22 protein-coding genes are annotated in these 23,138 nt (G+C 68.2%); 17 read left to right on the top strand and 5 right to left on the bottom strand.

Annotation, left to right across the window (positions count from 1 at the left end; all coding sequences use genetic code 11):
* The first annotated feature begins 9 nt into the window (after nucleotides 1-9).
* From folE to LDO14_RS01230, 9 genes are read left to right on the top strand one after another with little or no spacing between them, the layout of a single operon-like run.
* The gene (gene folE, locus LDO14_RS01190) at nucleotides 10-654 is read left to right on the top strand and encodes a GTP cyclohydrolase I FolE (protein ID WP_018770258.1); all 645 of its coding nucleotides are present in this window, start codon (nucleotides 10-12) and stop codon (nucleotides 652-654) included.
* Nucleotides 655-663: 9 nt separating this feature from the next.
* A complete protein-coding gene (gene folP, locus LDO14_RS01195; RefSeq protein ID WP_018770257.1) occupies nucleotides 664-1,602 on the top strand; it encodes a dihydropteroate synthase in 939 nt (312 codons plus the stop codon).
* 13 nt (nucleotides 1,603-1,615) lie between these two features.
* On the top strand, nucleotides 1,616-2,008 hold the full coding sequence (gene folB, locus LDO14_RS01200) for a dihydroneopterin aldolase (protein WP_043425107.1): 393 nt from the start codon (nucleotides 1,616-1,618) through the stop codon (nucleotides 2,006-2,008).
* Nucleotides 2,005-2,550 carry a 2-amino-4-hydroxy-6-hydroxymethyldihydropteridine diphosphokinase gene (gene folK / locus LDO14_RS01205; RefSeq protein ID WP_144600989.1) on the top strand — a complete coding sequence of 182 codons (546 nt, stop codon included), beginning with the start codon at nucleotides 2,005-2,007 and terminating at the stop codon, nucleotides 2,548-2,550. Before folB ends, folK begins: the two co-directional genes overlap by 4 nt.
* Complete coding sequence (locus LDO14_RS01210; protein ID WP_134165310.1) at nucleotides 2,547-3,095, top strand: DUF3180 domain-containing protein; 549 nt, start codon at nucleotides 2,547-2,549, stop codon at nucleotides 3,093-3,095. Before folK ends, LDO14_RS01210 begins: the two co-directional genes overlap by 4 nt.
* Nucleotides 3,076-3,588: a PH domain-containing protein gene (locus LDO14_RS01215; RefSeq protein ID WP_018770253.1), complete on the top strand. Its 513-nt coding sequence runs from the start codon at nucleotides 3,076-3,078 to the stop codon at nucleotides 3,586-3,588. Before LDO14_RS01210 ends, LDO14_RS01215 begins: the two co-directional genes overlap by 20 nt.
* Nucleotides 3,589-3,602: 14 nt before the next feature.
* Nucleotides 3,603-5,273 carry a PH domain-containing protein gene (locus LDO14_RS01220; protein WP_223995346.1) on the top strand — a complete coding sequence of 557 codons (1,671 nt, stop codon included), beginning with the start codon at nucleotides 3,603-3,605 and terminating at the stop codon, nucleotides 5,271-5,273.
* Nucleotides 5,266-6,159 (top strand): DUF2520 domain-containing protein, encoded by an 894-nt coding sequence (locus tag LDO14_RS01225; RefSeq protein ID WP_018770251.1) that lies wholly within the window; start codon nucleotides 5,266-5,268, stop codon nucleotides 6,157-6,159. The genes LDO14_RS01220 and LDO14_RS01225 overlap by 8 nt, the downstream gene beginning before the upstream one ends.
* Nucleotides 6,160-7,089 (top strand): pantoate--beta-alanine ligase, encoded by a 930-nt coding sequence (locus LDO14_RS01230; RefSeq protein ID WP_134165309.1) that lies wholly within the window; start codon nucleotides 6,160-6,162, stop codon nucleotides 7,087-7,089.
* Nucleotides 7,090-7,145: 56 nt separating this feature from the next.
* Here LDO14_RS01230 and LDO14_RS01235 read toward each other — a convergent pair whose 3' ends face one another.
* A complete protein-coding gene (locus LDO14_RS01235; protein WP_018770249.1) occupies nucleotides 7,146-7,412 on the bottom strand; it encodes a hypothetical protein in 267 nt (88 codons plus the stop codon).
* Nucleotides 7,413-7,597: 185 nt separating this feature from the next.
* On the opposite strand from LDO14_RS01235, the gene LDO14_RS01240 reads away from it, so the two are divergent.
* Nucleotides 7,598-8,191, top strand: coding sequence for a TetR/AcrR family transcriptional regulator (locus LDO14_RS01240; protein WP_166673124.1), 594 nt, complete (start codon nucleotides 7,598-7,600; stop codon nucleotides 8,189-8,191).
* A 70-nt stretch (nucleotides 8,192-8,261) separates the two neighbouring features.
* On the opposite strand, the gene LDO14_RS01245 is transcribed toward LDO14_RS01240, so the two are convergent.
* Together LDO14_RS01245 and LDO14_RS21640 are read right to left on the bottom strand one after the other, a co-directional pair.
* Nucleotides 8,262-9,614, bottom strand: a complete 1,353-nt coding sequence (locus LDO14_RS01245; protein ID WP_346656244.1) for a DUF222 domain-containing protein — start codon at nucleotides 9,612-9,614, stop codon at nucleotides 8,262-8,264.
* Nucleotides 9,615-9,618: 4 nt separating this feature from the next.
* Entirely contained in the window at nucleotides 9,619-9,894 is a 276-nt protein-coding gene (locus tag LDO14_RS21640; RefSeq protein WP_346656245.1) for a hypothetical protein, read from the bottom strand.
* A gap of 497 nt (nucleotides 9,895-10,391) precedes the next feature.
* Here LDO14_RS21640 and LDO14_RS01250 point away from each other — a divergent pair, with 497 nt between their 5' ends.
* Nucleotides 10,392-10,958: a type 1 glutamine amidotransferase domain-containing protein gene (locus LDO14_RS01250; RefSeq protein ID WP_134165307.1), complete on the top strand. Its 567-nt coding sequence runs from the start codon at nucleotides 10,392-10,394 to the stop codon at nucleotides 10,956-10,958.
* Nucleotides 10,959-11,079: 121 nt separating this feature from the next.
* Nucleotides 11,080-12,582 carry an MDR family MFS transporter gene (locus tag LDO14_RS01255; protein WP_056388398.1) on the top strand — a complete coding sequence of 501 codons (1,503 nt, stop codon included), beginning with the start codon at nucleotides 11,080-11,082 and terminating at the stop codon, nucleotides 12,580-12,582.
* A gap of 11 nt (nucleotides 12,583-12,593) precedes the next feature.
* On the opposite strand, the gene LDO14_RS01260 is transcribed toward LDO14_RS01255, so the two are convergent.
* Both LDO14_RS01260 and LDO14_RS01265 read right to left on the bottom strand, forming a co-directional pair.
* The gene (locus LDO14_RS01260) at nucleotides 12,594-13,430 is read right to left on the bottom strand and encodes an alpha/beta hydrolase (RefSeq protein WP_018770971.1); all 837 of its coding nucleotides are present in this window, start codon (nucleotides 13,428-13,430) and stop codon (nucleotides 12,594-12,596) included.
* Between the two features lie 58 nt (nucleotides 13,431-13,488).
* The gene (locus tag LDO14_RS01265; RefSeq protein WP_056388396.1) at nucleotides 13,489-14,160 is read right to left on the bottom strand and encodes a helix-turn-helix domain-containing protein; all 672 of its coding nucleotides are present in this window, start codon (nucleotides 14,158-14,160) and stop codon (nucleotides 13,489-13,491) included.
* Between the two features lie 229 nt (nucleotides 14,161-14,389).
* Between LDO14_RS01265 and LDO14_RS01270 the strand changes: the two genes are divergently transcribed.
* From LDO14_RS01270 to atzF, 5 genes are all read left to right on the top strand, one after another.
* On the top strand, nucleotides 14,390-15,892 hold the full coding sequence (locus LDO14_RS01270; RefSeq protein WP_056388394.1) for an amino acid permease: 1,503 nt from the start codon (nucleotides 14,390-14,392) through the stop codon (nucleotides 15,890-15,892).
* 65 nt (nucleotides 15,893-15,957) lie between these two features.
* Nucleotides 15,958-16,848 carry an urea amidolyase associated protein UAAP1 gene (locus LDO14_RS01275; RefSeq protein ID WP_018770968.1) on the top strand — a complete coding sequence of 297 codons (891 nt, stop codon included), beginning with the start codon at nucleotides 15,958-15,960 and terminating at the stop codon, nucleotides 16,846-16,848.
* On the top strand, nucleotides 16,845-17,522 hold the full coding sequence (locus LDO14_RS01280) for an urea amidolyase associated protein UAAP2 (RefSeq protein WP_018770967.1): 678 nt from the start codon (nucleotides 16,845-16,847) through the stop codon (nucleotides 17,520-17,522). The genes LDO14_RS01275 and LDO14_RS01280 overlap by 4 nt, the downstream gene beginning before the upstream one ends.
* Nucleotides 17,519-21,286 (top strand): urea carboxylase, encoded by a 3,768-nt coding sequence (gene uca, locus LDO14_RS01285; RefSeq protein ID WP_223993397.1) that lies wholly within the window; start codon nucleotides 17,519-17,521, stop codon nucleotides 21,284-21,286. The genes LDO14_RS01280 and uca overlap by 4 nt, the downstream gene beginning before the upstream one ends.
* On the top strand, nucleotides 21,283-23,130 hold the full coding sequence (gene atzF, locus LDO14_RS01290) for an allophanate hydrolase (RefSeq protein ID WP_018770965.1): 1,848 nt from the start codon (nucleotides 21,283-21,285) through the stop codon (nucleotides 23,128-23,130). The genes uca and atzF overlap by 4 nt, the downstream gene beginning before the upstream one ends.
* Nucleotides 23,131-23,138 lie beyond the last annotated feature (8 nt).

A 23,138-nucleotide genomic window follows, 5' to 3' on the forward strand; every position in this document is an offset into this window, starting at 1 on the left:
GCTTTCCCTGTGACTTCTTTCGACGACGACGACGTTCCCGCCTCCGCCGTACACCTGGCGGAGGACGGATCCCACCATTCGAAGCGCGAAAAGGTGGACCGGCCGAGGATCGAGGCGGCCGTCCGCGAGATCCTCCTTGCCATTGGCGAGGACCCGGACCGCGGCGGCCTGCGCGACACCCCGAAGCGGGTTGCGAAGGCGTACGCCGAGGTCTTCGCTGGACTGCACCACGATCCTGCTGACGTGCTGTCCACCACCTTCGACCTGGACCATGAGGAACTGGTCCTGGTCAAGGACATCCCGTTCTACTCCACCTGCGAGCACCACCTGGTGCCGTTCCACGGGGTGGCCCACGTGGGGTACATTCCGTCCCACGACGGCAAGGTCACCGGGCTGAGCAAGCTGGCCCGCCTGGTGGACATCTACGCCCGCCGCCCGCAGGTGCAGGAGCGCCTCACCACTGAAATCGTCGAAGCGATGGTCCGCTACCTCAAGCCCCGTGGCGCCATCGTGGTCGTTGAATGCGAACACATGTGCATGTCGATGCGCGGTATCCGCAAGCCCGGAGCGAAGACCGTCACCAGTGCGGTCCGCGGGCAGCTTCATGACCCGGCCACCCGTGCCGAAGCCATGAGCCTCATCCTCGGAAGGTAACTACAGACCATGGATTCACTCGCTGCAGCCCCTGGAACGGGGCCCGCAACCTCCCCGCTGCCCATCCTGCGCAAGCCCCGCCCGGCCGCGCGCTTCGAAGGCCTGCCCACCGACCGCACCCTGGTCATGGGAATCCTCAACGTCACCCCCGATTCCTTCAGCGACGGCGGGAAGCACGCCACGGCGGACACCGCCATCGCCGCCGGCCTGCGGATGTTTTACGCGGGTGCGGACATCATCGACGTCGGCGGCGAATCCACCCGGCCCGGCGCTGACGATGTCAGCCCGGAAGAAGAGCAGCGCCGCGTCCTGCCGGTGATCGAGGCCCTGGTGAAGGCCGGCGCACTGGTCAGCATCGACACAACGCATGCCTCGACGGCGGCAGCGGCGGTAAAAGCCGGCGCAGCCATCATCAACGACATCTCCGGCCTGAGCATCGAGCCCGAAATGGCCGAGTTCGTGGCGGCCTCCAAGGTGCCGTACGTCCTCACCCACCGCCGTGGGGACGCCCGTACCATGAACTCCCTCGCCGAGTACACGGACGTTGCCGGTGAAGTGGTGGCCGAGCTGGCAGGAGTCCGCGACAAGCTCTACGCCGCCGGTGTCAGCCAGGAACAGATCATCATCGACCCCGGCCTGGGGTTCGCCAAGAATGACGCCCAGAACTGGGAACTGCTGCAGAACCTGGACCAGCTGGACAGCCTGGGCCACAAGGTCCTGGTGGGCGCTTCCCGCAAGCGCTTCCTCGGCACCCTGCTCACGGTGGCCGGCAAGTCCGCCGCCCCGGAGGAACGGGACGGGGCCACAGCGGCGATCACAGCCATCAGCGCCTACCGCGGGGCCTGGGCCGTCCGCGTGCACGAGGTGGGGTCCAGCCTTGACGCCGTCAAGGTGGCTGCACGCATGGCCGCAGCATCCACGGCACAAGCCGTACCCAAAAACCAATAGGGCCGGGGGACCCATGGACAGGATTACGCTGACCGGAGTGACCGCCGTCGGCCATCACGGCGTCTTTGATTTCGAACGCCGGGAGGGCCAGCCTTTCGTGGTGGACGCAGTTCTCCACCTGGACTTCACCGAAGCGGCAAAGTCCGACGATGTCCGGGACACCGCGCACTACGGCGAGGTGGCGCAGCGTATCACCGACTGGATCTCCGGTGAGCCCCTCAACCTCATCGAGGCACTCGCGGTGCGGATCGCCGACAGCCTCCTGTCCGAATTCAAGCTCCAGGCCGTGGACATCACCGTGCACAAGCCACAGGCTCCCATCGCGGTTCCTTTCGGGGACGTGGCTGTCACCGTCCACCGGGCACTGGTCCCCGCTGGCCAGGACGGCTCCGGGGTGCAGACGTGAACGGGACCTATACCAAGGCCGTGCTGGCCCTGGGCAGCAACCTTGGTGAACGGAACGAGACCTTGACCGAGGCTGTGGGGGACCTGGTGGATCCGCCGGAGGTCCGGCTCCTTGCCGTTTCACCCATAGTCCAGACCAAAGCCGTGGGGGGCCCGGCCGGGCAGCCGGACTTCCTGAACATGGTCATCACGGTGGAAACCAGCCTGAGCCCCCAGGAACTGCTGGAACACTGCCAGGCGGTGGAGAACAAGCACCACCGCGTCCGCGAGGTCCACTGGGGGCCGCGGACGCTCGACGTCGACATCATCACCTACGGCGACCACCGCAGCGATGATCCCGCGCTGACCCTGCCGCACCCGCGTGCCGCGTCGCGGGCTTTCGTCCTCTACCCCTGGTCGCTTATCGAACCAGCCGCTACGCTGGACGGCGAACGGATCAGCGCCCTGGCAGCCCGGGCAGAGGATTTCAAGGACCTGTCGCCGTTCGACGGGTTCGGCGACTTTGACGGCATGCCCACGGCGGGAGCGGTGGAGGAGCGATGAAGCCGATCAACCCGCTGCGCCTCCTGCTGATCTGCGTGATCCTCGCCGTGGCGGGCTGGTCAGCCACGGTAGTCACCAGCCGGTACAGCATGGCCACGCCTGTCCTGCCCGCCACAGCGCTGGCCACCATGGGCGTCATCGTTGCCATCACGCTGATTCTGGGTATCCGGGTGCTGCGGTGGCGCAACAGCCTCAAGCCCAACAGCACGGCCACGAAGACTCAGCTGGACCCCCTTCTGGCCGCGCGGACGCTGATTCTGGCACAGGCGTGCGCCTACGCTGGAACGGTGCTCCTGGGCTGGCACGTGGGCATCTTCCTGGACCAGCTGCGGATCTGGAGCCTGCGCAGCGACCAGGGCATCACCTGGCTGGCCCTGGCCATGGCCGGCGGCGGCCTGGTGATGATCGTGGTGGGGCTCCTCGTGGAGCGCTTCTGCAAGATCCCCCCGGAGGACGGCGACGCCAACAGCCTCGACGGGAAGAAGGGCCGCCCTGCCCGCGGGGAAGCCGCCGGGGAAGGCGAATATGCATACCGAGGCGATTGACCCGCCGGGTATCGCCTGGCAGCGGGTTTCACCGAAATACATCACAGTCCGCCTGGTGGAATGGGCTGTGGCCAACCTTGTCACCGTAGTGGTCCTGGCCGCTCCGCTGCTGTTTGTCCTCCTGGGCTGGTGGCGGTGGCCGCCGCTGTGGCTCGCCATCACTGTTCCGTCTGCCACGCTCCTGGCTGCCCTGTGGCGGCTGGTGCTCATTCCGCGGCAGGTCAGGGCCATCGGCTACGCCGAGCGCGACGAGGACCTGCTGATCCGGGGCGGGATCTTCTTCCAGCGCACCATGGCCGTCCCCTACGGCCGCATGCAGTACGTGGACATCGGCGTCGGACCCGTGGAACGCGCGCTGGGCCTGTGCACCGTGAAGCTGCACACCGCGTCACCCGGAACGAACGCACGCATCCCCGGCCTGCCGGCAGCGGAGGGCGCACGGCTCCGGGAACAGCTGGCCGCCCGCGGCGAAGCCAGGCTGGCAGGGCTGTGACCACTGACGGCCAGCTGCCCGGGCAGGCAGCGGTTCCGCCTGCAGCGGCCGGGCCGCAAACCAACGGAACGCCCGACGGCGAATGGCTGCGCGTACATCCCGCCTCGCCGTTCGTCCGCGGCTGGGTTGCCCTGGCAGCCATCACGTTCTTCTTCGGCCGGGACCTCTTCGAGCGGACACTGCAGGGCCAGCCCGTGTTCGAGGAGGGGTTCGCCAGGCGCGCACCATGGCTGCTGGGCGGCGGGGCCGTGGTGCTGGCCGTGGCGGTGCTGGGATTCGTGCTCACCTGGTACTTCACCAAGTACCAGGTATCCGGCGGCTACGTCCGGGTCAACAGCGGGCTCATCTTCCGCCAGCACCGGCAGGCACGGCTGGACCGGGTGCAGGCCATTGACATCGTGCAGCCCCTGCTGGCCCGGATCTTCGGACTGGCCGAACTCAAATTCGAGGTGGCCGACGCCGGCGAATCAGCGGTGCGCCTGGCCTACCTGAAGATCGATGACGCCCGCCAGCTTCGTGCCACCATCCTGGCGCAGGCTTCCGGAGCAGTCTCCAGCGCCGGTTCCCATACCGGTGCCGGCGCTGGTTCCGCCCCGGATGGTTTTTCCGGGGATTCTGCGGGGCCGGGACGCTTTCCCCAACCCGCACCCGAGGCGCCGGAAATCACTGTCCTCGCCGTGCCGCCGTCGCGCCTTCTCGGATCGCTGATCCTCAGCGAGCAAAGCGTCTTCATTGTGGTGGGCGGCATTGCGTCGGTGGTTCTGTCGGCACTGACGGACAACCGCGCGTTCTACTTCTACCTGGTGCCCGCGGCCCTGGGCCTTGCCGCCGGCTACTGGAACTATTTCAACAAGGGATTCAACTTCACCGCAGCGGTTTCGCCCGACGGCATCCGGCTGCGGTACGGGCTGCTGGACACCCAGGCGCAGACGCTTCCGCCCGGCCGGATCCAGGCGGTGAAAATCGCCCAGCCTCCGCTGTGGCGGCCGTTCGGCTGGTATCGGATGCAGGTGAATGCGGCCGGCTACGGGGTTTCCGGCAACGCCGTCGAGGGCAACACCAGGACCATCCTCCTGCCCGTCGGCAAGCTTGCCGACGTCATGGCAATGCTGTCGCTGGTCCTGCCGGACCCCGGGACGGACCGGCCGGAGCTGGTGTTCACCACCGGGCTTGCAGGCAGGGATTCCGACGGCGGATTCGTCACCACGCCGCGCCGGGCCCGGCTGCTGGCGCCCCTCGCGTGGCGCCGGAACGGGTTCACGTCAACGGACACGGCCCTCCTGATCCGTTCCGGGCGGTGGTGGCGTGAGCTGGTGCTGGTTCCCCATCAGCGGACCCAGTCGCTGGCCCTGCACCAGGGGCCCCTGGCACGCCGGTTCCGGGTGGCGGACCTGGTCCTGCATACAACCGCCGGGCCGGTTGTGCCGCGCCTGAGGCAGGCCGGGCTGGACGAAGCCAGGCAACTCTTCGACGACCAGTCAGCACGCGCACGGCTGGCCCGGAAGCGGCAAACCACCGAACAATGGTTGCTGCAGGTTGTTCCGGCAGTTGCGCCCACGCTGCCGGGTGGCATGCAATTGGGCGTGCAATTGCCTGCCGGGCCGACCCCTGCCGCGCCGATGTCCCAGGCGGCGGCCGGCGAAACCCGCACCCACCACCAACAGGAAGGCCAGCAGCATGGCTAAGCCCGGACGCCTCGGCGTCGGAATCATCGGTGCCGGCAAGGTGGGAGCCGTGCTTGGCGCGGCTTTGCGCGCAGCCGAGCACGCCGTCGTCGGGGTGTCGGCGGTGTCCGACGCAAGCCGGGAACGGGCTGAAGCGCTGCTGCCCGGCGTGCCCATCCTGGAAGTGCAGGACATCGTTGAGCGCGCGGAACTGGTGTTGCTGGCAGTGCCGGATGACGCCCTCCCGGGCCTGGTGGAGGGCCTGGCGAAGCTTGGGGCATGGCAGCCCGGCCAGCTTGTGGCACACACTTCCGGTCGGTTCGGCGTCGGCGTGCTGCATCCCGTCCGCGCCGCCGGTGCCATTCCATTGGCGCTGCACCCGGCCATGACTTTCACCGGAATGAGCCTGGACCTCACCCGGCTGCTGGACTGCACCTTCGGGGTGACGGCCGATGCCGCCATGCTGCCCATCGCCCAGGCGCTGGTAGTGGAGATGGGGGCGGAACCGGTTGCAATCGCCGAGGCGGACCGGACGCTTTACCACGCTGCCCTGGCGCACGGCTCCAACCATTTGGTGACCCTGGTGGCGCAGGCGTCGCAGCTCCTGCGGGAGGTTGGCGTGGAGGCGCCCGAACGCATGCTTGGTCCGCTGCTGAGGGCCACGCTGGAAAACGCGCTGGCCTCAGGGGAGTCTGCGCTGACCGGCCCGGTGGCCCGCGGGGACGTGGGGACGGTCCGTGCCCATGCGGAGGCTTTGCGGGAGTTCGATGGCGGCGGGCACGGTGATGTGCTTGAGGCCTACCTTGCGATGGCGCGGGCCACTGCCCTCAGGGCAGAAGGACGTGGACTGCTGAAACCTGACCAACTGAAGGGGCTGCACGAGGCCCTCGATCCAAAGGAGGACTGAATGTCCATTCAACTCGTCAAAACCGTTCACGAACTGCACGCGGAAAGCGCCAGGCTCCTTGGCGCCAGGCGCGGGACCTCGCAGGGCCTGGTGCCCACCATGGGCGCACTCCACGAAGGCCATGCCGCTCTGGCGCGCACCGCCGTCGAGCACAATGACGTTGTGGTGGCCAGCATCTTCGTCAACCCCCTGCAGTTCGGCGACGCTGTGGACCTGGACCGCTATCCCAGGACGCTGGACGCCGACCTTGCGCTGCTGGAGGAACAGGGTGTTGACCTGGTGTTCGCGCCGTCCGTGGAGGAGGTTTACCCCGGTGGGGAGCCGTTGGTCCGGATTACCTCCGGCCGCCTGGGGGAGAAGTGGGAGGGCGCTTCCCGGCCCGGACACTTCGACGGCGCCCTGACCGTTGTGGCAAAACTGCTGCACTACGGAATGCCGGCAGCGGGCCTTCCTTCCGGTTCCACTGACGGGGCTTCACAAGCAGGCGGCCTGCCGGCGTACCGGGCCTACTTTGGGCAGAAGGACGCACAACAGCTGGCCCTGGTCCGGCGGATGGCTGCCGACCTGAACTTTCCGGTCGAGATCGTCGGCGTGCCCACGGTCAGGGCGGAGGACGGCTTGGCGTTGTCCAGCCGCAACCGCTTCCTGTCCGACGCCGAGCGGGATGCCGCGCTTGTTCTGTCCAGGGCCCTGCGGCTGCTGGAGGAGCGGGCAAACGCGCATGAGCCGCTGGACCTGGACTCCGCGCTGGCGCTTGTGAGGTCCCAGCCACTGGTGGAACTGGACTACTTCGAGGTAGTGGATCCGGGAACCCTTGAACCGTTGGCCGAGAACTGCCGCGAGACTCCCTTCCGGGGTGAGGCCCTGGCGCTCATCGCCGCCAAGGTTGGCCCGGTGCGGCTGATCGACAATATGCCGCTCAGTTCCTGACTTCTTGTTTCACTGGCCTCCAGCCGGGCTGAAGCGCCGGGAACGAGGATGGCGGGTTAAGGGGCAAGCCCGTCCTCGCTGGCCATCAGCTGTTCCAGGAGTGCTTTTTCCGGACGGCCGGGGTTGCGTGCAACGAACTGTCGAAGCCGTGCCCTGGAGAGTTCTTCGGCCGGATCCGTGCTGGAAAGCTGTTCGTCGATAATCTCCTGCGCCTGCCAGCGCAGGGATTCGATGGCGAACTGGCGGATCTCCACAGGAGTATCACTGGGGATCCACGGCTCGGGAGCCGATGGCACGCCTTGGACCGACCGCTCTACGGTCATAGTGGCCTCCTTGCATCAAGCTGCAGTGGCCGGGGAACCACCGCGACGTTCGAATGCACTGCACGTAGGACAAACATTACAACGGGGAAGACAAGTCTGTCTCATGACAGAATTACCCCATGGACGTGACGAATCCGGAGCCCGAAAATTCATCGTCCCCAGCATCGTCAGGGCCGGAATCGCCAGTGCCACTCCCAGCGGCGCCGGCTTCGCCGAGCGGCCAGTCGAGCCCGGAGGAACGGATCCTGTCCGTGGCGTACGAGCTCTTCTCGCGCCGGGGGATCCGGGCTGTGGGCGTCAACGAGCTCATCGAGCGTTCGGGTGTAGCGAAGGCGACTTTCTACCGGCATTTCCCATCCAAGGATTCGCTGGTCCTGGCCTTCCTGGAACGGCGGGATAAGCAGTGGACGGAGGACAGCATCATTTCCAAGGCCCGCGGCAAGGGAAGCACTCCCGTTGAGCAACTATTGGCGATCTTCGACGTCCTGGGCGACTGGTTCCAGCAGGACGATTTCGAAGGCAGTGCCTTTATCAATGTCCTGCTGGAGATGGGGCCCTCCCACCCCCTGGGCCAGGCGAGCATCGACTACCTGGCGAAGGTCCGCGGGCACGTCCGGGGGCTGGCGGAGGAAGCCGGTTTGGCCCGACCGGAGGAATTTTCGCGTTCCTGGCACATCCTGATGAAGGGCTCCATAACTTCAGCCACCGAGGGTGACCTCCAGGCCGCCCAGCGCGCCCAACAGATGGCGCGCTGGCTCATCGAGCACCACCGGGCATAGCGCCCGATGCCAGATAGGCGTCCGAGGCGAGGCATAAGGTACGACGCGATGCATTGCTCCGGCGCCACAGTTAATACTGCCCGGCGCCAACGCGGTCCGGAAAGGGCGCGAATGGCGTGGTGTAGAAGTCTGCCCAGAGGGGGTCTTCCGGTGACAGGTCGTTGAGGTCTATGAAGGTGTCGTCGTCTGGTTCCCACTGTGGGTGCTCCGGGCCGGGATCTCCACCCTGGTTTGCAGCAGCGGGCATGGGCCATTGTGGCCGGTGGGTTGGTTGGGGGTCGTGGTGTTCGGGGTTGTAGTGGCGGCCGGTGGGTGAGGTCCAGCCGGGTGGTCCGTTGTTGGTGGCGGGGTCGGGGGTCCAGGTGCGGGCGTGCTTCAAACGGTGATGTTTGGGGCAAAGCTGCGCCAGGTTCCGGACGGCTGTTCTGCCGCCGTGTTCCCAGGCGGTGAGGTGGTCGGTGTGGTTGTCGGGGGTGTGGTTGCTGCAGCCGGGGAAGGTGCATTTCCGGTCCCGCATGCGGATCCATTGTTTGATGGTTTCGGGTAGCCGGTAGCGGGTGCGTCCGATCTCCAGGGGTGCCCCGTCGCGGGGGTCGACCAGGACGCGGTAGAACGACTCCGCCCCGTCCGCGACAAGCCTCCGCGCCATCGACGCCGGGATCGGGCAAAGGCCGTCCAGCACGGCCGGCTCATCGGTGAGGCCGAGCAGCGAGAACACCGGGACGGTGACCAGGACATCGGCCCGTGGGGCGGGAACCTTTCCAACACCACCAGTGCTCCCTGTGCCGGAAACGCTGCCTGCGGCCGCCGTATCACCTGTAGCCCGTGCAGCCCCACCCGGAGCAGCCTCACCCGCGGCCGTGGTGATTCCTGCGCCGAGGAGGAATGATGCTGCGATGTCGGGGCGGAGTTGGGTGAGGGTGCGGTGCTCGTTAGGGCCTTGGAGGCCGCGGGCGGTGGCGGTGGTGCGGTTCCAGATGGCGCAGGCGGTGTCGCCGGGGAGGTAGAGCGAGAGCCAGGCCATGCCGTTGCGGTCCGGGGTGTATTCCATCCGCCGGTCCGCGACGCCTTTGGCGTGGCGTTTTTCGAGGGTTTCGGGGTGGTGGCGTTCCCGCCAGGCGCGGACCTTGGCGCGGAACCGGGCGGGGACGAGTTCACCGGGCGCGGCGCCGCGGGCGGGGTTGGGGGCGTCGGGGTCGAAGAAGTGCGCCACCAAGGCAGAAGCCCCGTCGGGGGTGAGACCTTCGGTTTCGTCGGCGACAATCCTGGCATGCTGCCACGACAGGTCACCGGCTGACAGGGCGCCCAGGAGCGGCGGCAGGGAACACACCCGGCGGGATTGTTCCACCAAAGCACCCGCGGCCGCGGAACTGATGCTCAGGACTCCGGCGATCTCCTCCACCGCGGACATCTCCGAAAACATGCGCTCATCCACCGGGACGTCCGGGGGCAAGGAGTGCCTGCTGGATCTCGACCGCTTCTGCCGCGTCACGGGCCTTCACCGCCGCGAGCTGAGCCTCGACCCGGGAGACTGCCTCCAGCCGTTCCAGCCGGAGCTCATACCGCCGCTGCAGCACATCCACGTCAGCGCCAACACCGGTCCCGGCGGCAAGGAAATGATCCTCACGGTCCAGCGCATCGAGGGCAGCAACAGAGGCAGAAACACCCTCCAAAACCACCCCAACATCCGTGCCGATTCCCATACCCACATCATCCAGCGAGGCACTGACAATCAGACCTGCCGACCAGCCCTGCCCCCAGGCTCCTGCCCGTACCCCAACGTCAGCCGCAGCCAAGGTGCCGCGAGCGTGCCAGCCCCGTGCCGCCGTCGTACGCCTTATCGACCGCACATTCCTTTTCGCACCCCAAATATGCCGCGCGAAAAGGAAGATGCGCAGCGCCAAAAGATATCCGCAGCGAAAAGGGCGCCGAGGCACAATCCGCAGGACTCGCAGCTCCCTTTGCCGTGCGCAGAAGGAACCCGAAAGGCCCGCAGACAACCCGCCAGCGTGCAGCCCCGTGCCGCCGTCGTCCTTGCCGGCCCGCAGCCGCCGTACCGAACAAAGCACGTACCTCGGAAAGTAAATAGTCAGCTTGCTTATGACTTTCAACTTTCCTAGGCTGGAAAGCGTCAGGCAAACAACTCTCGAAGCGGGACCTGTGCGCCAAAAGCGTGCAACCGCAAGCATGAGGAGGATCAATGTCAGAGCACAGCATCGCAGGCAAGAAGGTGGCATTCCTGCTCACTGACGGCGTGGAGCAGGTGGAGCTCACCAGCCCCTGGCAGGCAGTGAAGGATGCCGGCGGCGAGCCCACCCTGGTGGCACCCAAGAGCGGCAAGCTGCAGGGCTACAACGGCACCGAGAAGGGCGACACCTTCGACGTCGACCTCACCGTGGCAGAGGCGAATGCCACGGACTTTGACGCCCTGGTGCTTCCCGGGGGCGTCGTCAACGCGGACCACCTGCGGGTGGACAAGGATGCCCAGAGCTTCACGCGCAGCTTCTTTGAACAGCACAAGCCCGTGGCATCCATCTGCCACGGACCCTGGCTGCTGATCGAGGCGGGAGTCATCAGGGGCCGGAACGTCACGTCCTACTTCACGCTTGAAACCGACCTGAAGAACGCCGGCGCCAACTGGACGGACCAGGAAGTGGTGGTGGACCAGGGCCTGGTGACAAGCCGGAACCCGGACGACCTCCCGGCCTTCAACAACAAGCTGGTGGAAGAGATCTCCGAAGGCCAGCACGCGGGCCAAACCGCCTGACCCCCAATGTTCCCTCAGGGTTGAAAAACCCGTATGGAGGAATTACTCCAGCGGGTAGAGTGTTTGCATCTGCAGCGGCGCCGGCCGTGCATCACTTCCAAAAACCCCTGAGGGAACACCCATGTCTACCGAAGTCTCTCCGAACGCCAGCGGCAAGCCCGTTCAGGGCGAAGGAATACGCGCTGAAACCCGCGAAGGAACCCAGTCCGCAGCGCCGGAGAAGATGTCCCGTGAATCGGTAACCATCATCAGCACGCTGCTGGTGGCGACATTCGTGGTGATCCTCAACGAGACCATCATGAACGTCGCCCTGCAGCGGCTCATGGTGGACCTTCGCGTGGACGCTCCCACGGTCCAGTGGCTATCCACGGGGTTCATGCTAACCATGGCGGTGGTGATCCCCACTACCGGCTTCATCCTCCAGAGCCTGTCCACGCGCGCCGTCTTCATGCTGGCCATGGGCCTGTTCGCGGGTGGAACGGCGCTTGCGGCGGTGGCTCCCGGGTTCGAGGTCCTGCTCCTGGCGCGCATTGTCCAGGCCGGCGGCACCGCCATCATGCTGCCGCTGCTGATGACCACCATCCTCACCCTGGTCCCGTTGGCCAAGCGCGGCGCCGTCATGGGCAACGTGAGCATTGCCATCTCTGTGGCACCCGCAATGGGTCCCACAGTGTCCGGCCTGATCCTGGAGCATTTCACCTGGCGCTTCATGTTCGTCTTCGTGCTGCCGGTTGCCCTGGCGGCGCTGGCCATCGGCGCCAAATACCTCACCAACGTGGGGAAGCCTGAAAAGGCCAGGCTGGATGTGCTGTCCGTCATCCTCACCGTCCCGGCCTTTGGCGGCCTGGTCTACGGGCTCAGCCAGATCGGCGGCGGCCATGGCGGCCAGGCCGGCCCCAGTGCCGGCGCCATCGCAGCCCTGGTCATCGGCGTGGCCGCCCTGACGGTTTTCGTCCTCCGCCAGGTGCGCCTACAGAAAGCAGCCGCGCCGCTGCTGGACCTGCGCGCCTTCAAGTTCCGGATGTTCACCGTCTCCGTCCTGCTGATGGTGGTGGCCATGATGGCCCTGTTCGGCGGCGTCATCCTGCTGCCGCTCTACCTCCAGCAGGTCCGGGGCCTGGGGTCGCTGGAAACCGGCCTGGCATTGCTCCCCGGCGGCCTGGCCATGGGCCTGCTGGGCCCGGTCATCGGCCGGGCGTTCGACAAGGTGGGTCCGCTGCCGCTCACCATTACCGGGTCCGTCCTGATGGTGGTGACCCTCTGGCAGTTTTCAATGCTCGACGCCGGAACAGCGGTGTGGTGGATCGTCACCTTGCACGTTGGGCTGAGTTTCGGCCTCGCGCTGCTGTTTACCCCCGCCTTCACCACCGGGCTCAACCCGCTCCCGCCGCACCTTTACTCGCACGGCTCCGCTATCATGAGCACCACCCAGCAGGTGGCCGGTGCCGCTGGAACGGCGCTGCTGGTGTCAATCTTCGCGGTTGTGAGCGCGACGTCGGGACTCGTCGCCGGGATGAGCGCCGCCTTCCTGACGGCAACCGTCATAGCCCTTGCCGCCGTCGTGCTTTCAGCGATGATGCGCAAGACCGAAGGCGCCGGCGCGGGCCACGGCGCAGGACATTAGCCCAGGCCGCGCTAGCCGGCGAAGAAGTCGCTCAGTTCCTTGATCAGCCTGTCCGGGGCCTTGATGGCGCCGTCGTGGCCCAGCCCGGGCAGGATGGTGTAGCTGGAGCCGGAAAGCACGTCGTGGATCTGGCCGCAGGCGATGCCGAAGTAGGCGGGGCTCTTTTCGCCCACCACGATCAGCGTCTCCAGGGGGAGCGCCTGGAACGGTTCGGCCGGCATGTCGGCGGCAATGATGGCTTTGATCTCGCGGACTCCGGTGCGCATCAGCTCGCGCTGCTGCTTGCCCTCGGTGGTGCCGGCGGTCAGTTTGTTGGCCAGGGTCAGCATGGACAGCGGCATGCGCGATGAGAAGGAGCCGCCGGCTTCCAGCCCGCGCTGGATCACGGCGAGGGCGCGGTCATGGTCTCCTGCGGCGATGGCACGCTCGTACTCCACGATCCAGTCGGCCGTGACGCTGCCGTTCACCGAGACCGCGGGGTCGTAGACGGCCAGCCGTTCCACCGGAAGGGTCCGGGCCGCGTGCAGTGCGACGGCGCCGCCGAAACTGTGCCCAAAGACGTCCGTGCTGGAGGTGTGCTTCATCACCGTGTCCAGGTCCCGGATGTCCACGTCCAGCGTGTAGTCCTCGGGCTGCGGTGACGAGGATCCGCGGCCGCGCCGGTTGAAGGTGTGTACGGGGCGGCCCAGGGAGGCGCTCAGTTTCTGGGCGAACTTGGTGTAATCCGCGGCGGTCACCATGGAAGGCGGCACAACCACCACGCCCGAACCGGCAGAAGCAAGCTCAGCGCCGGTGGAGAAGAGCTCCACAGTGCCGCCGTCGGGGGTCCTGATGTTCTCTCGCGTCATGTTCCGAGCCTAGCCGAGCAAGCCGGGCGGGGCATCCCGGCTACCGGCGGCCCGGAGGTCAGGCAAGGCGGTCGATGATGGCCTGGCTCGCGGCACGGATGGCCGGCAGCCGGTCCCCGAGCCCGCACAGGATCAGCCCGGCGTCGGCGGCCTGCAGCGCCGATTCGGCGTTGGCCGCACCGTCCGCGCGGAGGTAGATCAGGGATTCGACCAGGCGGAAGGTGAAGTCGCCGCCGTCCGGTCCGTGCGGGGAGGCTGACAACCCGGCGCCCAGTTCCCCGTAGAGCCGCCTGAGTTCCTGGCGGTTGTTGAGGAACCGGGCAAAGCGGGTGCTCCGGACCTCGGGCAGGTGGTACAGCACGCCAAGGTTCCACCGGGCGCTGCACAGTTGGGTGCCGTCATAAAGCGCGACGGCGTGCAGCCGGCTTCCAGCCGGACTTTCGGTTCCAGGTGCGTCGGCAGGAAGCGCGGCCACCGAGCGTGCGAACGTCAGCCCACCGGACACCGTCCCCTCGAGGAGGTCCTCGAGGATGTCGTCCTTGGTCTTGAAGTGGTGGTACAGGGACGACTGCCGGATGCCCACCGCGTCCGCGATGGACCGGGTGGAGGTGCTGGCAAAGCCGTGGGTGGTGAAAAGCTCCGCCGCGGCGTCCAGGATTTCATCGCGGGCGGTGGCACCTGGCCGCGAGGGCTGCTGGTGGCGGGGGCGTCCCGGTCCGGCTGAAGTCACGGCCCCATTCTTGCATTGCCGGGCGCGGCGGAAATGACGCCCGGACGTTGTGAGGGGACGGAAATCTGCCGGAAACAGGATGTCTATCCGCCTTTTACAGAGGCGAAACTGTTTGGGGACATCCCGCTGGAAAACTATCAAGTGACCGGTAATCCGCAGCCTTCGGCCGAGCGCTGCAGTGCCGGGAGGCTTCGCCCCCAAGATCCCTTTCCAGCCCCGGAGATTCCCGATGACATCAACCGTTCTCCCTACCGTCCACCAGGACGACGCAGACCTGACGTCCCTTGGCTACCAGCCCACCCTCCACCGGAAGCTCGGCCGCTACGCTTCGTTTGCCGCAGGCTTCTCGTTCGTTTCCATCCTCACCACCATCTTCCAGCTCTTCGCGTTCGGCTACTCCTTCGCCGGGCCGGCCTTCTTCTGGACCTGGCCCGTAGTGCTGGTGGGCCAGCTGCTCGTGGCCCTGAACTTCGCCGAACTTGCGGCCCGCTACCCCTTGTCCGGTGCCGTCTACCAGTGGGCGCGGCGCGTGGGCGGGGAAGGCGTAGGCTGGTTCGCCGGCTGGTTCATGGCGATCGCACAGGTGGTCACCGCAGCTGCTGCCGCAATCGCCCTGCAGGTGGTCCTGCCCCAGCTCTGGGACGGTTTCCAGGTGGTGGGCGGCGACTCCGCGCTCAACACGGTGACCGGCGCTTCCAACGCCGTGGTCCTCGGCGCCGTCCTCCTGGTCGCCACCACCATCATCAACTCCCTGGGCGTGAAGCTGATGGCCCACGTCAACTCCGTGGGTGTCACCTGCGAGATCGTGGGCGTCGCTGCCGTCATCCTGGCCCTCGTCAGTGCCGCCCAGCGCGGACCCGACGTGGTTGCGGACACCACCGTGCTGCAGGGATCGGACCTGGGCGCCGTGGGAGCCTTCCTGGTCTCGGGGCTGATGGCCGCCTACGTCATGGTGGGCTTCAACTCCGCCGGTGAACTGTCCGAGGAAACCAAGGACCCGCGCCGCACCGCACCCCGGACCATCCTTTCCGCCCTCCTCATCTCCGGCATCGGCGGGGCGCTGATGATCATCACCGCCCTCATGGCAGCGCCCAGCCTCGACGACGGCCGCCTCGCCACCGAAGGCCTGCCCTACGTCCTCACCGCGGTCCTGGGCACCTTCTGGGGCAAGGTCCTGCTGGTGGATGTCGCCATCGCCATCTTCGTCTGCACCCTGGCGATCCAGACCGCCGGTTCCCGCCTGGTCTTCTCCATGGCCCGCGACGGCAAGCTCCCGGCGTCGGCCCTGCTCTCCTCCGTGCACCCCACCCGCGGCACCCCCATGTGGCCCTCCATCGTGATCGGCGCCCTTGCAGTCGCCGTGCTGGCCATCAACGTCGGCAACGCCGCCCTGTTCACCACCCTGTGCAGCGTCTGCATCGTGATGGTCTACCTCGCCTACCTCCTGGTCACCGTCCCGCAGCTGGTCAACCGCCTCCGCGGCGACTGGAACCGGGTGGGGCAGACCATGCCGGCAGGCCTCTTCTCCCTGGGCCGCTGGGGCCTTCCGGTCAACATCCTCGCCGTCCTCTACGGCGGCGTCATGGTGGTCAACCTGGCATGGCCCCGGCCCGAGGTGTACGACCCCACAGGCGAGAACGGCATCCTTCTCTGGTCAGCGCCGCTGATGGTCACCGCGGTGCTGCTCCTGGGCATCTGGGTCCGGAGCAGGAACCTGGCCGCCAAGGCCTGACCCGCGGCCCCGCACCCAAAAACCACGCTTCCGCAAGCCACGCTTCCAAGACCTACAGGACTGACATGACACAGACCATCGAAACGCCAGCCGCCGGGACGGCCACCACGGCCGGTGCCCGCGCCCATGCCCGGGAACAGCACGGCAGGACCGCTGAAACCATGCGCCACGTACCGGCAGCGTCCGCGCCCGCGCACCTTCTGGCCGGACTGCCCGGAGTGGACGGGGCCGGCGCCGCGTCCCCCACATGGGCGGAATCCGTCGCCTTTGGCCGCTACACCACCATGTCCCTGGCGCGCGGCACCCGGGTCCGGCTCACCGACACGGCAGGCGACGCCTGCGTGCACGCCCTCCTGTACCGCGCCGGGGCCACCCACGAACGACTGAACGTCGCCGACACCGTCAAGGTCCCGTGGCAGGCCTACCCCGCCGCCGGGCACCCGCTGCTGTCCGACGCCGGCCGACTGATGGCAACGATCGTGGCGGACACCTCGTCGCGGCATGACGCACTCACCGGCGCCACAACCCTCGCCGGCAACACCGCCAAGTACGGCGCCGGAACCGCCCACAGCCCCTCCCCGGCAGCACGCGAACTGCTCACCCTGGGCGCCCTCAAGAACGGCCTGGGCACCCGCGACGTGGCGCCGTCCATCTCCTTCTTCAAAGGCATCACCGTCGACCCTGCCGGCAGCATCACCTTTACCGGAAGCGCCGGGCCCGGTGCCGCCGTCGAACTCCTGCTCCAGCTGGACACCGTGCTGGTACTGGCCAACACCGCCCACCCCCTGGACCCGCGCGCTGACTTTGCGGGGACCGCCGTCGACATCGTCGCCTGGCACGCGCCGCAGGACCTGGCGGCACTGGAGGCCGGCCACCTGGCCGGACCATTGGCCCCGGAACACCTGCAGGCCCTCCGCAACACCGAACACGATCTCGCCGCAAGGAACGCCCGATGAACACTGCCGTTGACACCACGCCCATCCCGGACGCCGCCGCCATCGCGCTGGCCCCTGGCGCCGTTGTACTTGATGAGTTCGTCGAAGCCCGCGGCCCCTGGTCTGCCGTGGTGGCAGCAGGCGACGTGCTGACCATCGTGGACCTGGAAGGCAACCAGGCGGTTGACTGCCTGCTGTACGCCGCGGCGGACACCACCGTGCGCTACTCGGCGGCAGCCACCATCGCCGCACAGCAGTCCATCGTCCTCACCACCGGTTCGGTCCTGCGCGCCGACAACCGCGCTGCCCTGATGACCGTCGTTGCAGACGAAGTGGGCGTGCACGACACCATCGGGGGCGCCTGCTCACAGGAATCCAATACCCTCCGCTACGGCCAGCACACCCGCGAACAGCACGCCTGCGTGGAGAACTTCCTGATCGAGGGCTCGCGCTGGGGCCTGGGCAAACGGGACCTGGTGTCCAACATCAACTGGTTCATGAACGTCCCGGTGGACCCGGACGGCGCCTTGGGCATCGTTGACGGCCTGTCCGCCCCCGGAAAGCGCGTGGCACTGAAGGCGGAGGTGGACACCCTGGTCCTGGTCTCCAACTGCCCGCAGATCAACAACCCCTGCAACGGCTTCAACCCCACCCCCGTCCGCATGATCGTCACCCGGCCGGAGGCTGCACTGTGAACCCCTTTGACACGCCGAACACCTTCGACACACTGTTGATCGCAAACCGCGGCGAGATCGCGTGCCGCATCATTGAGTCCGCCCGCAGGCTGGGCCTGCGCACCGTTGCCGTCTTCTCCGAGGCGGACCGCGGCGCCAAGCACGTCCGGCTCGCCGACGAGGCCGTACTGCTGGGGCCCGCGCCGGCCAAGGAATCCTACCTCCGGGTGGACGCAATCCTGGCGGCGGCAAAGGAAACCGGCGCCGGCGCCATCCACCCCGGCTACGGCTTCCTCTCCGAGGATGCGGCCTTCGCCGAGGCCGTGGAAGCGGCGGGACTGGTCTTCGTGGGCCCCACCGCCGAGCAACTGCGCATCTTCGGCACCAAGCACACCGCGCGCGACGCCGCCCGGGCAGCCGGGGTGCCGATGATCGCCGGTTCAGGGCTGCTTGGGGACGTGGACGACGCCGTTGCGGCCAGCACCGCGATTGGCTTCCCGCTGATGCTCAAGGCCACCGGCGGTGGCGGCGGGATCGGCATGACGGTCTGCCGCAACGAGGCCGAGCTTGTGGACAGCTTCCCCCGCGTGGCCCGCCTGGCGGGTGCCAGCTTCGGCACCGCAGGGGTTTTCGCCGAGCGGTACGTGGAGAACGCCCGGCACGTCGAGGTACAGATCTTTGGCGATGGCGAAGGCCGCGTGGTCAGCCTGGGGGACCGCGACTGCTCCCTGCAGCGCCGCCACCAGAAAGTCCTCGAAGAGGCACCCGCACCCGACCTCCCGGACGAACTGCGCGAAGAACTGCACCGCAGCTCCCGGGCCCTCTGCGCCTCCCTTAACTACCGCTCCGCCGGCACCGTCGAGTTCGTCTACGACTCCGCCCGCAAGGAAGCCTCCTTCCTGGAAGTCAACGCCCGGCTCCAGGTGGAGCACCCCGTCACCGAAGCCGTCACCGGGGTGGACCTGGTGGCATGGATGCTCCGCCTGGCCCAGGGCGGCAGCCAGGCCCAGGCAGTCCTTGCGGACGTGCCGGACAGCCTGCCCGTGACCGGCCACGCCGTGGAGGCCCGCGTTTACGCCGAGGATCCGGCCCGGGGCTTCCAGCCCAGCGCCGGAACCGTCACCAACGCCGCCTACCCCACGGCGGCAGAAGCACGCGTGGACGCCTGGGTGGAAACCGGCACCGACGTTTCCACCAACTACGACCCCCTCCTGGGCAAGATCATCACCTCCGGCACTGACCGCACCGAAGCTTTCGACCTCCTCGCCGCAGCGCTGGGCAACACCCGGATTGACGGCATCGAGACCAACTTAGGGCTGCTCCGCGCCGCCACCGGCCTGGAGGTGGTTCGCAGCGTTCAGCACTCCACCAGCACCCTGGACAACGTGGGGGACCCGGAGCCGCGCATCACCGTGGGCCGGCCCGGCCTGCAGACCAGCGTGCAGGACTGGCCCGGCCGCACCGGCCTCTGGCAGATCGGCGTTCCGCCCAGCGGCCCCATGGACGATCTCTCATTCCGGCTTGGCAACACCGCGCTGGGCAACCCCGAAGGCGCCCCGGGCCTCGAGTTCACCATGACCGGCCCCAGCCTGACCTTCACCCACGCCACCACCGTCTGCGTTACCGGCGCCGAAGTGGCTGTGACAGTTGACGGAACGGAGGTGCCCGCCTGGACGCCCGTGACGGTCCCGGCAGGCGGAACGCTCGACGCCGGCACCGCAGCCGGCAAGGGCCTGCGCGGCTACATCCTGTTCCAGGGCGGCCTGGACATTCCCGAGTACCTGGGCAGCGCCTCCACCTTCACCCTTGGCCAGTTCGGTGGCCACGCCGGACGGGTCCTGCGCGCGGGCGATGTGCTGCGGACGGTCAAGCCTGCCGCCGGCGCACCCGAGGAAGCCGCCGCGGCAGCGGTGCCCCTCGACAGCCGTCCCGCCCTCACCTCCACCTGGGAACTGGCCGTGGCCGAGGGCCCGCACGGCGCCCCGGAATTCTTCCAGCGTGAGGACATCGAGGAACTGTACAGCGCGGAGTACGAGGTCCACTTCAACTCCGCCCGGACCGGCGTGCGCCTCACCGGCCCCAAGCCCCGCTGGGCACGCACCGACGGCGGCGAAGCAGGCCTGCACCCCTCCAACATCCACGACACCGCCTACTCGGTGGGTGCCCTGGACTTCACCGGCGACACCCCCATCCTGCTCGGCCCGGACGGCCCCAGCCTGGGCGGTTTCGTCTGCCCCGTCACCGTGGTGACGGCTGAACGCTGGAAGCTCGGCCAGCTGCGCCCGGGGGACAAAGTCCGCTTCGTGCCCATCAAAGCCAGCCAGGCGCCGTCGGCCAGGGACCTGGGACCCGGCCGCCAGCTGGTGCTCCCGGGCGACGCCGGCTGGTCCGGCAATCTTTCAGCGCACCTCCCGGCGGTGAGCCCGGCAGCCGGCCGTCCCGCACGCACGGTACGCGGCGACGGCGACGACGGCGTGCTGGGCCGGGTGCCGGAAGGTTCCGGCCGGCCCGCGGTCACGTACCGCCGCTCCGGAGACGACAACCTGCTGGTGGAATACGGCGAGATGGTGCTGGACCTGGGCCTGCGCGCCCGGGTCCACGCCCTGCACCAGCACATCGAAGCGCTCCGGGTACCCGGCATCGTGGACCTCACCCCGGGTATCCGGTCGCTGCAGATCAAGGTGGACCCGTCCGTCCTCCCCACCGGGCGGCTGCTGGACCTGGTCCAGGAAATCGAGGCCGCCCTGCCCGCCAGCTCAGAATTGGTGGTCCCCAGCCGCACCGTCCGGCTGCCGCTGTCCTGGGACGATCCGGCCACCCGCGAAGCGATCGAACGCTACATGGCAGGCGTCCGCGACGACGCCCCTTGGTGCCCGTGGAACATCGAATTCATTCGGCGGATCAACGGCCTGGACTCCGTCAGCGACGTCTTCGACACCGTCTTCAACGCGGAGTACCTGGTCCTGGGCCTGGGCGACGTCTACCTCGGCGCCCCCGTGGCCACCCCGCTGGACCCCCGCCACCGCCTGGTCACCACCAAGTACAACCCCGCCCGGACCTGGACGCCCGAGAACGCGGTGGGCATCGGCGGCGCCTACATGTGCATCTACGGCATGGAGGGCCCCGGCGGCTACCAGTTCGTCGGCCGCACCACCCAGGTGTGGTCGCGGTACGCCGGTTCGGCCCCGTTCGAACCCGGTTCGCCCTGGCTGCTCCGGTTCTTCGACCGCATCTCCTGGTACCCCGTCAGCCCCGAGGAACTCCTGGACCTGCGCGCGGACATGGCAGCAGGACGCGGCCGCGGCGTGGAGATCGAGGAGGGCACGTTCTCCCTCGCCGAGCACGAACAGTTCCTTGCCGACAACAGCCAGTCCATCGACGCGTTCCGGGAGAAGCAGGGCGCAGCGTTCGCGGTGGAACGGCAGGCCTGGGCCGACGCCGGCGAGTTCGACCGGGCGGACGCGCTCGCCGCCGTCGTGGCCCCCGCTGTTGACGACGTGGTGGTTCCCGACGGCGGATCGCTCATCTCCGCACCGTTCGCCGCCAGCGTCTGGAAGGTGGACGTCAAGGCCGGCGACCGTGTCGCCAAGGGCCAGCCGCTGGTCTCGCTGGAAGCAATGAAGATGGAAACGGTCCTCGAAGCGCCGTGCGAGGGCGTGGTGCTCCGCGTCCTGCCGGCCGCCGGCTCCCAGGTGGTGGCCGGCGAGGCGGTAGTGGTCCTCGGCGCCGACTTGGGCCTTGAACCGGCAGACGACGCCCAGGAACTGGAAGAGGCAGCAGTATGAGCCCGGCAACCAACAGCAGTGCCACCAGTCGCGCCAAGGCGGCACTCGCGGCGCTGGAATCAGTAAACCGGCCTGAAATCTGGATCACGGTCCGCAGCGGCGAGGACCTCCTGGCGGAGGCTGCCGCGATCGACGCCGCCGTGGCAGGTGGCGCGGATCTGCCGTTGGCCGGGCTGCTTTTGGCCGTCAAGAACAATGTTGACGTGGCGGGCATCCCCACCACGGCAGCGTGCCCTGGCTTTGCCTACACGCCGGAAAAGGATGCGGAAGCGGTGGCCCGCCTCCGCGCCGCCGGTGCCCTGGTCCTGGGCGCCACCAACCTGGACCAGTTCGCCACCGGGCTGGTGGGGACGCGCAGCCCCTACGGCGCCGTCCGGGATTCGCGCCGGCCGGAGTACATTTCCGGCGGTTCCAGCTCCGGCTCCGCGGTGGCGGTGGCACTGGGACTGGTGGACATCGCGATCGGCACGGACACGGCGGGCTCCGGCCGGGTCCCCGCCGGGCTGCAGGGCATCGTGGGCATCAAGGCAACACTGAACGCCGTCTCCACGGAGGGGGTGGTGCCCGCCTGCCGGTCCTGGGACGCCGTCACCATCTTTGCCCGGCACCTGTCCACCGCCGAGCTGGCCATGGGCTTCATGGCCGGCAACTCCCGGTCCTGGCCCGCGGACATCAAACTGGCCGCGCCGGCACGTCCCCGCGTGGCATATCCCGCCAGCCTGCCCGCATTGCCCCCTGAGTGGGCGGCGGAATTCAAGCGGCAGGTTGACCGCCTGCGGTCCAGCGGGGTGGATGCCGAAGCAATCGAATTCGACGACTTCCTGCAGGCAGCACGGCTGCTGTACGACGGCGCGCTGGTGGCCGAACGCCACGCTGCGTTGGGGGCCTTCCTGGCAAAGCACGACGCCGGCACTGACGGCCAGGCGGGCATCGATCCCACCGTGGCGGGCATCATCCGGGCGGCCGGTACCGTTTCCGCCTCCCGGTACGTTGCCGATACCGCCCGGCTGGAGGAACTGCGGACCAGGGCGCTGGCCCGGATCGCCGGCTTCGATGCCCTCCTGGTTCCCACGGCGCCCTTCCACCCCACGCTGGCTGAGGTGGCCGCGGACCCGGTAGGCGTGAATTCGCTGATGGGCACCTACACCAATTTCTGTAACCTGTTCGACCTCTGTGCCGTGGCTGTCCCTGCCGGGGAAGTGGACGGCGCGCAGTTCGGCCTCACGGTGGTCGGCCGGACCTTCGACGATGCCGTGGCGGCCGATATCGCCCGCCGCGTGGAGCTAACCCCGGACGCTCCCGCCCTCTTCGCTCCGGGCGCAGCAGCGGAGGTTGGCCGCACCGGCGCCCACCCGTCGTCGTCCACGCCCTGGCCTTTGGCGGCGGGCGCAACGGCCGTGCCGCTGGTGGTGGTGGGTGCGCACCGCAAGGGCCAGCCGCTGGCGCCGCAGCTGGAGGAACTCGGGGCCTCGTGGGATGGTCCGGTCCGGACCGCCGCACGCTACCGCATGGTGGCGCTGGACACGGTGCCGGCAAAGCCGGGCGTTTACCGGTCCGACGACGGCGCGGAACTGGTGGGGGAGCGGTGGCTGCTGTCCCCTGCGGCCCTGGGGACGTTCCTGGCCGCCCTCCCGGAACCCATGCTCCTGGGATCCGTGGAGCTGTCGGACGGCTCCAGCGCCGTCGGGTTCGCCTGTGATGCGGTTGCCGCTGCGGGCGGGAAGGACATCACGGCCTGGGGTGACTGGCTGGCGGACCGGAGCGTGGAACCGAAGCCGCGGACCGTGTGGCGGGACCTGGGGGAGGCGGCCCTGGCCGGGTTCAGCCGCGGCGAGCGGGGATAGTGCCGGTG

The organism is Arthrobacter sp. NicSoilB11 (assembly GCF_019977375.1).
Taxonomy (GTDB): domain Bacteria; phylum Actinomycetota; class Actinomycetes; order Actinomycetales; family Micrococcaceae; genus Arthrobacter.

Bases quoted from the DNA above. Each gene is read 5' to 3' on its own strand.
- folP (WP_018770257.1), top strand. From the start codon at position 664: ATGGATTCACTCGCTGCAGCCCCTGGAACGGGGCCCGCAACCTCCCCG.
- folB (WP_043425107.1), top strand. From the start codon at position 1,616: ATGGACAGGATTACGCTGACCGGAGTGACCGCCGTCGGCCATCACGGC.
- LDO14_RS01210 (WP_134165310.1), top strand. From the start codon at position 2,547: ATGAAGCCGATCAACCCGCTGCGCCTCCTGCTGATCTGCGTGATCCTC.
- LDO14_RS01215 (WP_018770253.1), top strand. From the start codon at position 3,076: ATGCATACCGAGGCGATTGACCCGCCGGGTATCGCCTGGCAGCGGGTT.
- LDO14_RS01225 (WP_018770251.1), top strand. From the start codon at position 5,266: ATGGCTAAGCCCGGACGCCTCGGCGTCGGAATCATCGGTGCCGGCAAG.
- LDO14_RS01230 (WP_134165309.1), top strand. From the start codon at position 6,160: ATGTCCATTCAACTCGTCAAAACCGTTCACGAACTGCACGCGGAAAGC.
- LDO14_RS01235 (WP_018770249.1), bottom strand. From the start codon at position 7,412: ATGACCGTAGAGCGGTCGGTCCAAGGCGTGCCATCGGCTCCCGAGCCG.
- LDO14_RS01245 (WP_346656244.1), bottom strand. From the start codon at position 9,614: ATGTTTTCGGAGATGTCCGCGGTGGAGGAGATCGCCGGAGTCCTGAGC.
- LDO14_RS21640 (WP_346656245.1), bottom strand. From the start codon at position 9,894: ATGGGAATCGGCACGGATGTTGGGGTGGTTTTGGAGGGTGTTTCTGCC.
- LDO14_RS01250 (WP_134165307.1), top strand. From the start codon at position 10,392: ATGTCAGAGCACAGCATCGCAGGCAAGAAGGTGGCATTCCTGCTCACT.
- LDO14_RS01255 (WP_056388398.1), top strand. From the start codon at position 11,080: ATGTCTACCGAAGTCTCTCCGAACGCCAGCGGCAAGCCCGTTCAGGGC.
- LDO14_RS01260 (WP_018770971.1), bottom strand. From the start codon at position 13,430: ATGACGCGAGAGAACATCAGGACCCCCGACGGCGGCACTGTGGAGCTC.
- LDO14_RS01270 (WP_056388394.1), top strand. From the start codon at position 14,390: ATGACATCAACCGTTCTCCCTACCGTCCACCAGGACGACGCAGACCTG.
- LDO14_RS01275 (WP_018770968.1), top strand. From the start codon at position 15,958: ATGACACAGACCATCGAAACGCCAGCCGCCGGGACGGCCACCACGGCC.
- LDO14_RS01280 (WP_018770967.1), top strand. From the start codon at position 16,845: ATGAACACTGCCGTTGACACCACGCCCATCCCGGACGCCGCCGCCATC.
- atzF (WP_018770965.1), top strand. From the start codon at position 21,283: ATGAGCCCGGCAACCAACAGCAGTGCCACCAGTCGCGCCAAGGCGGCA.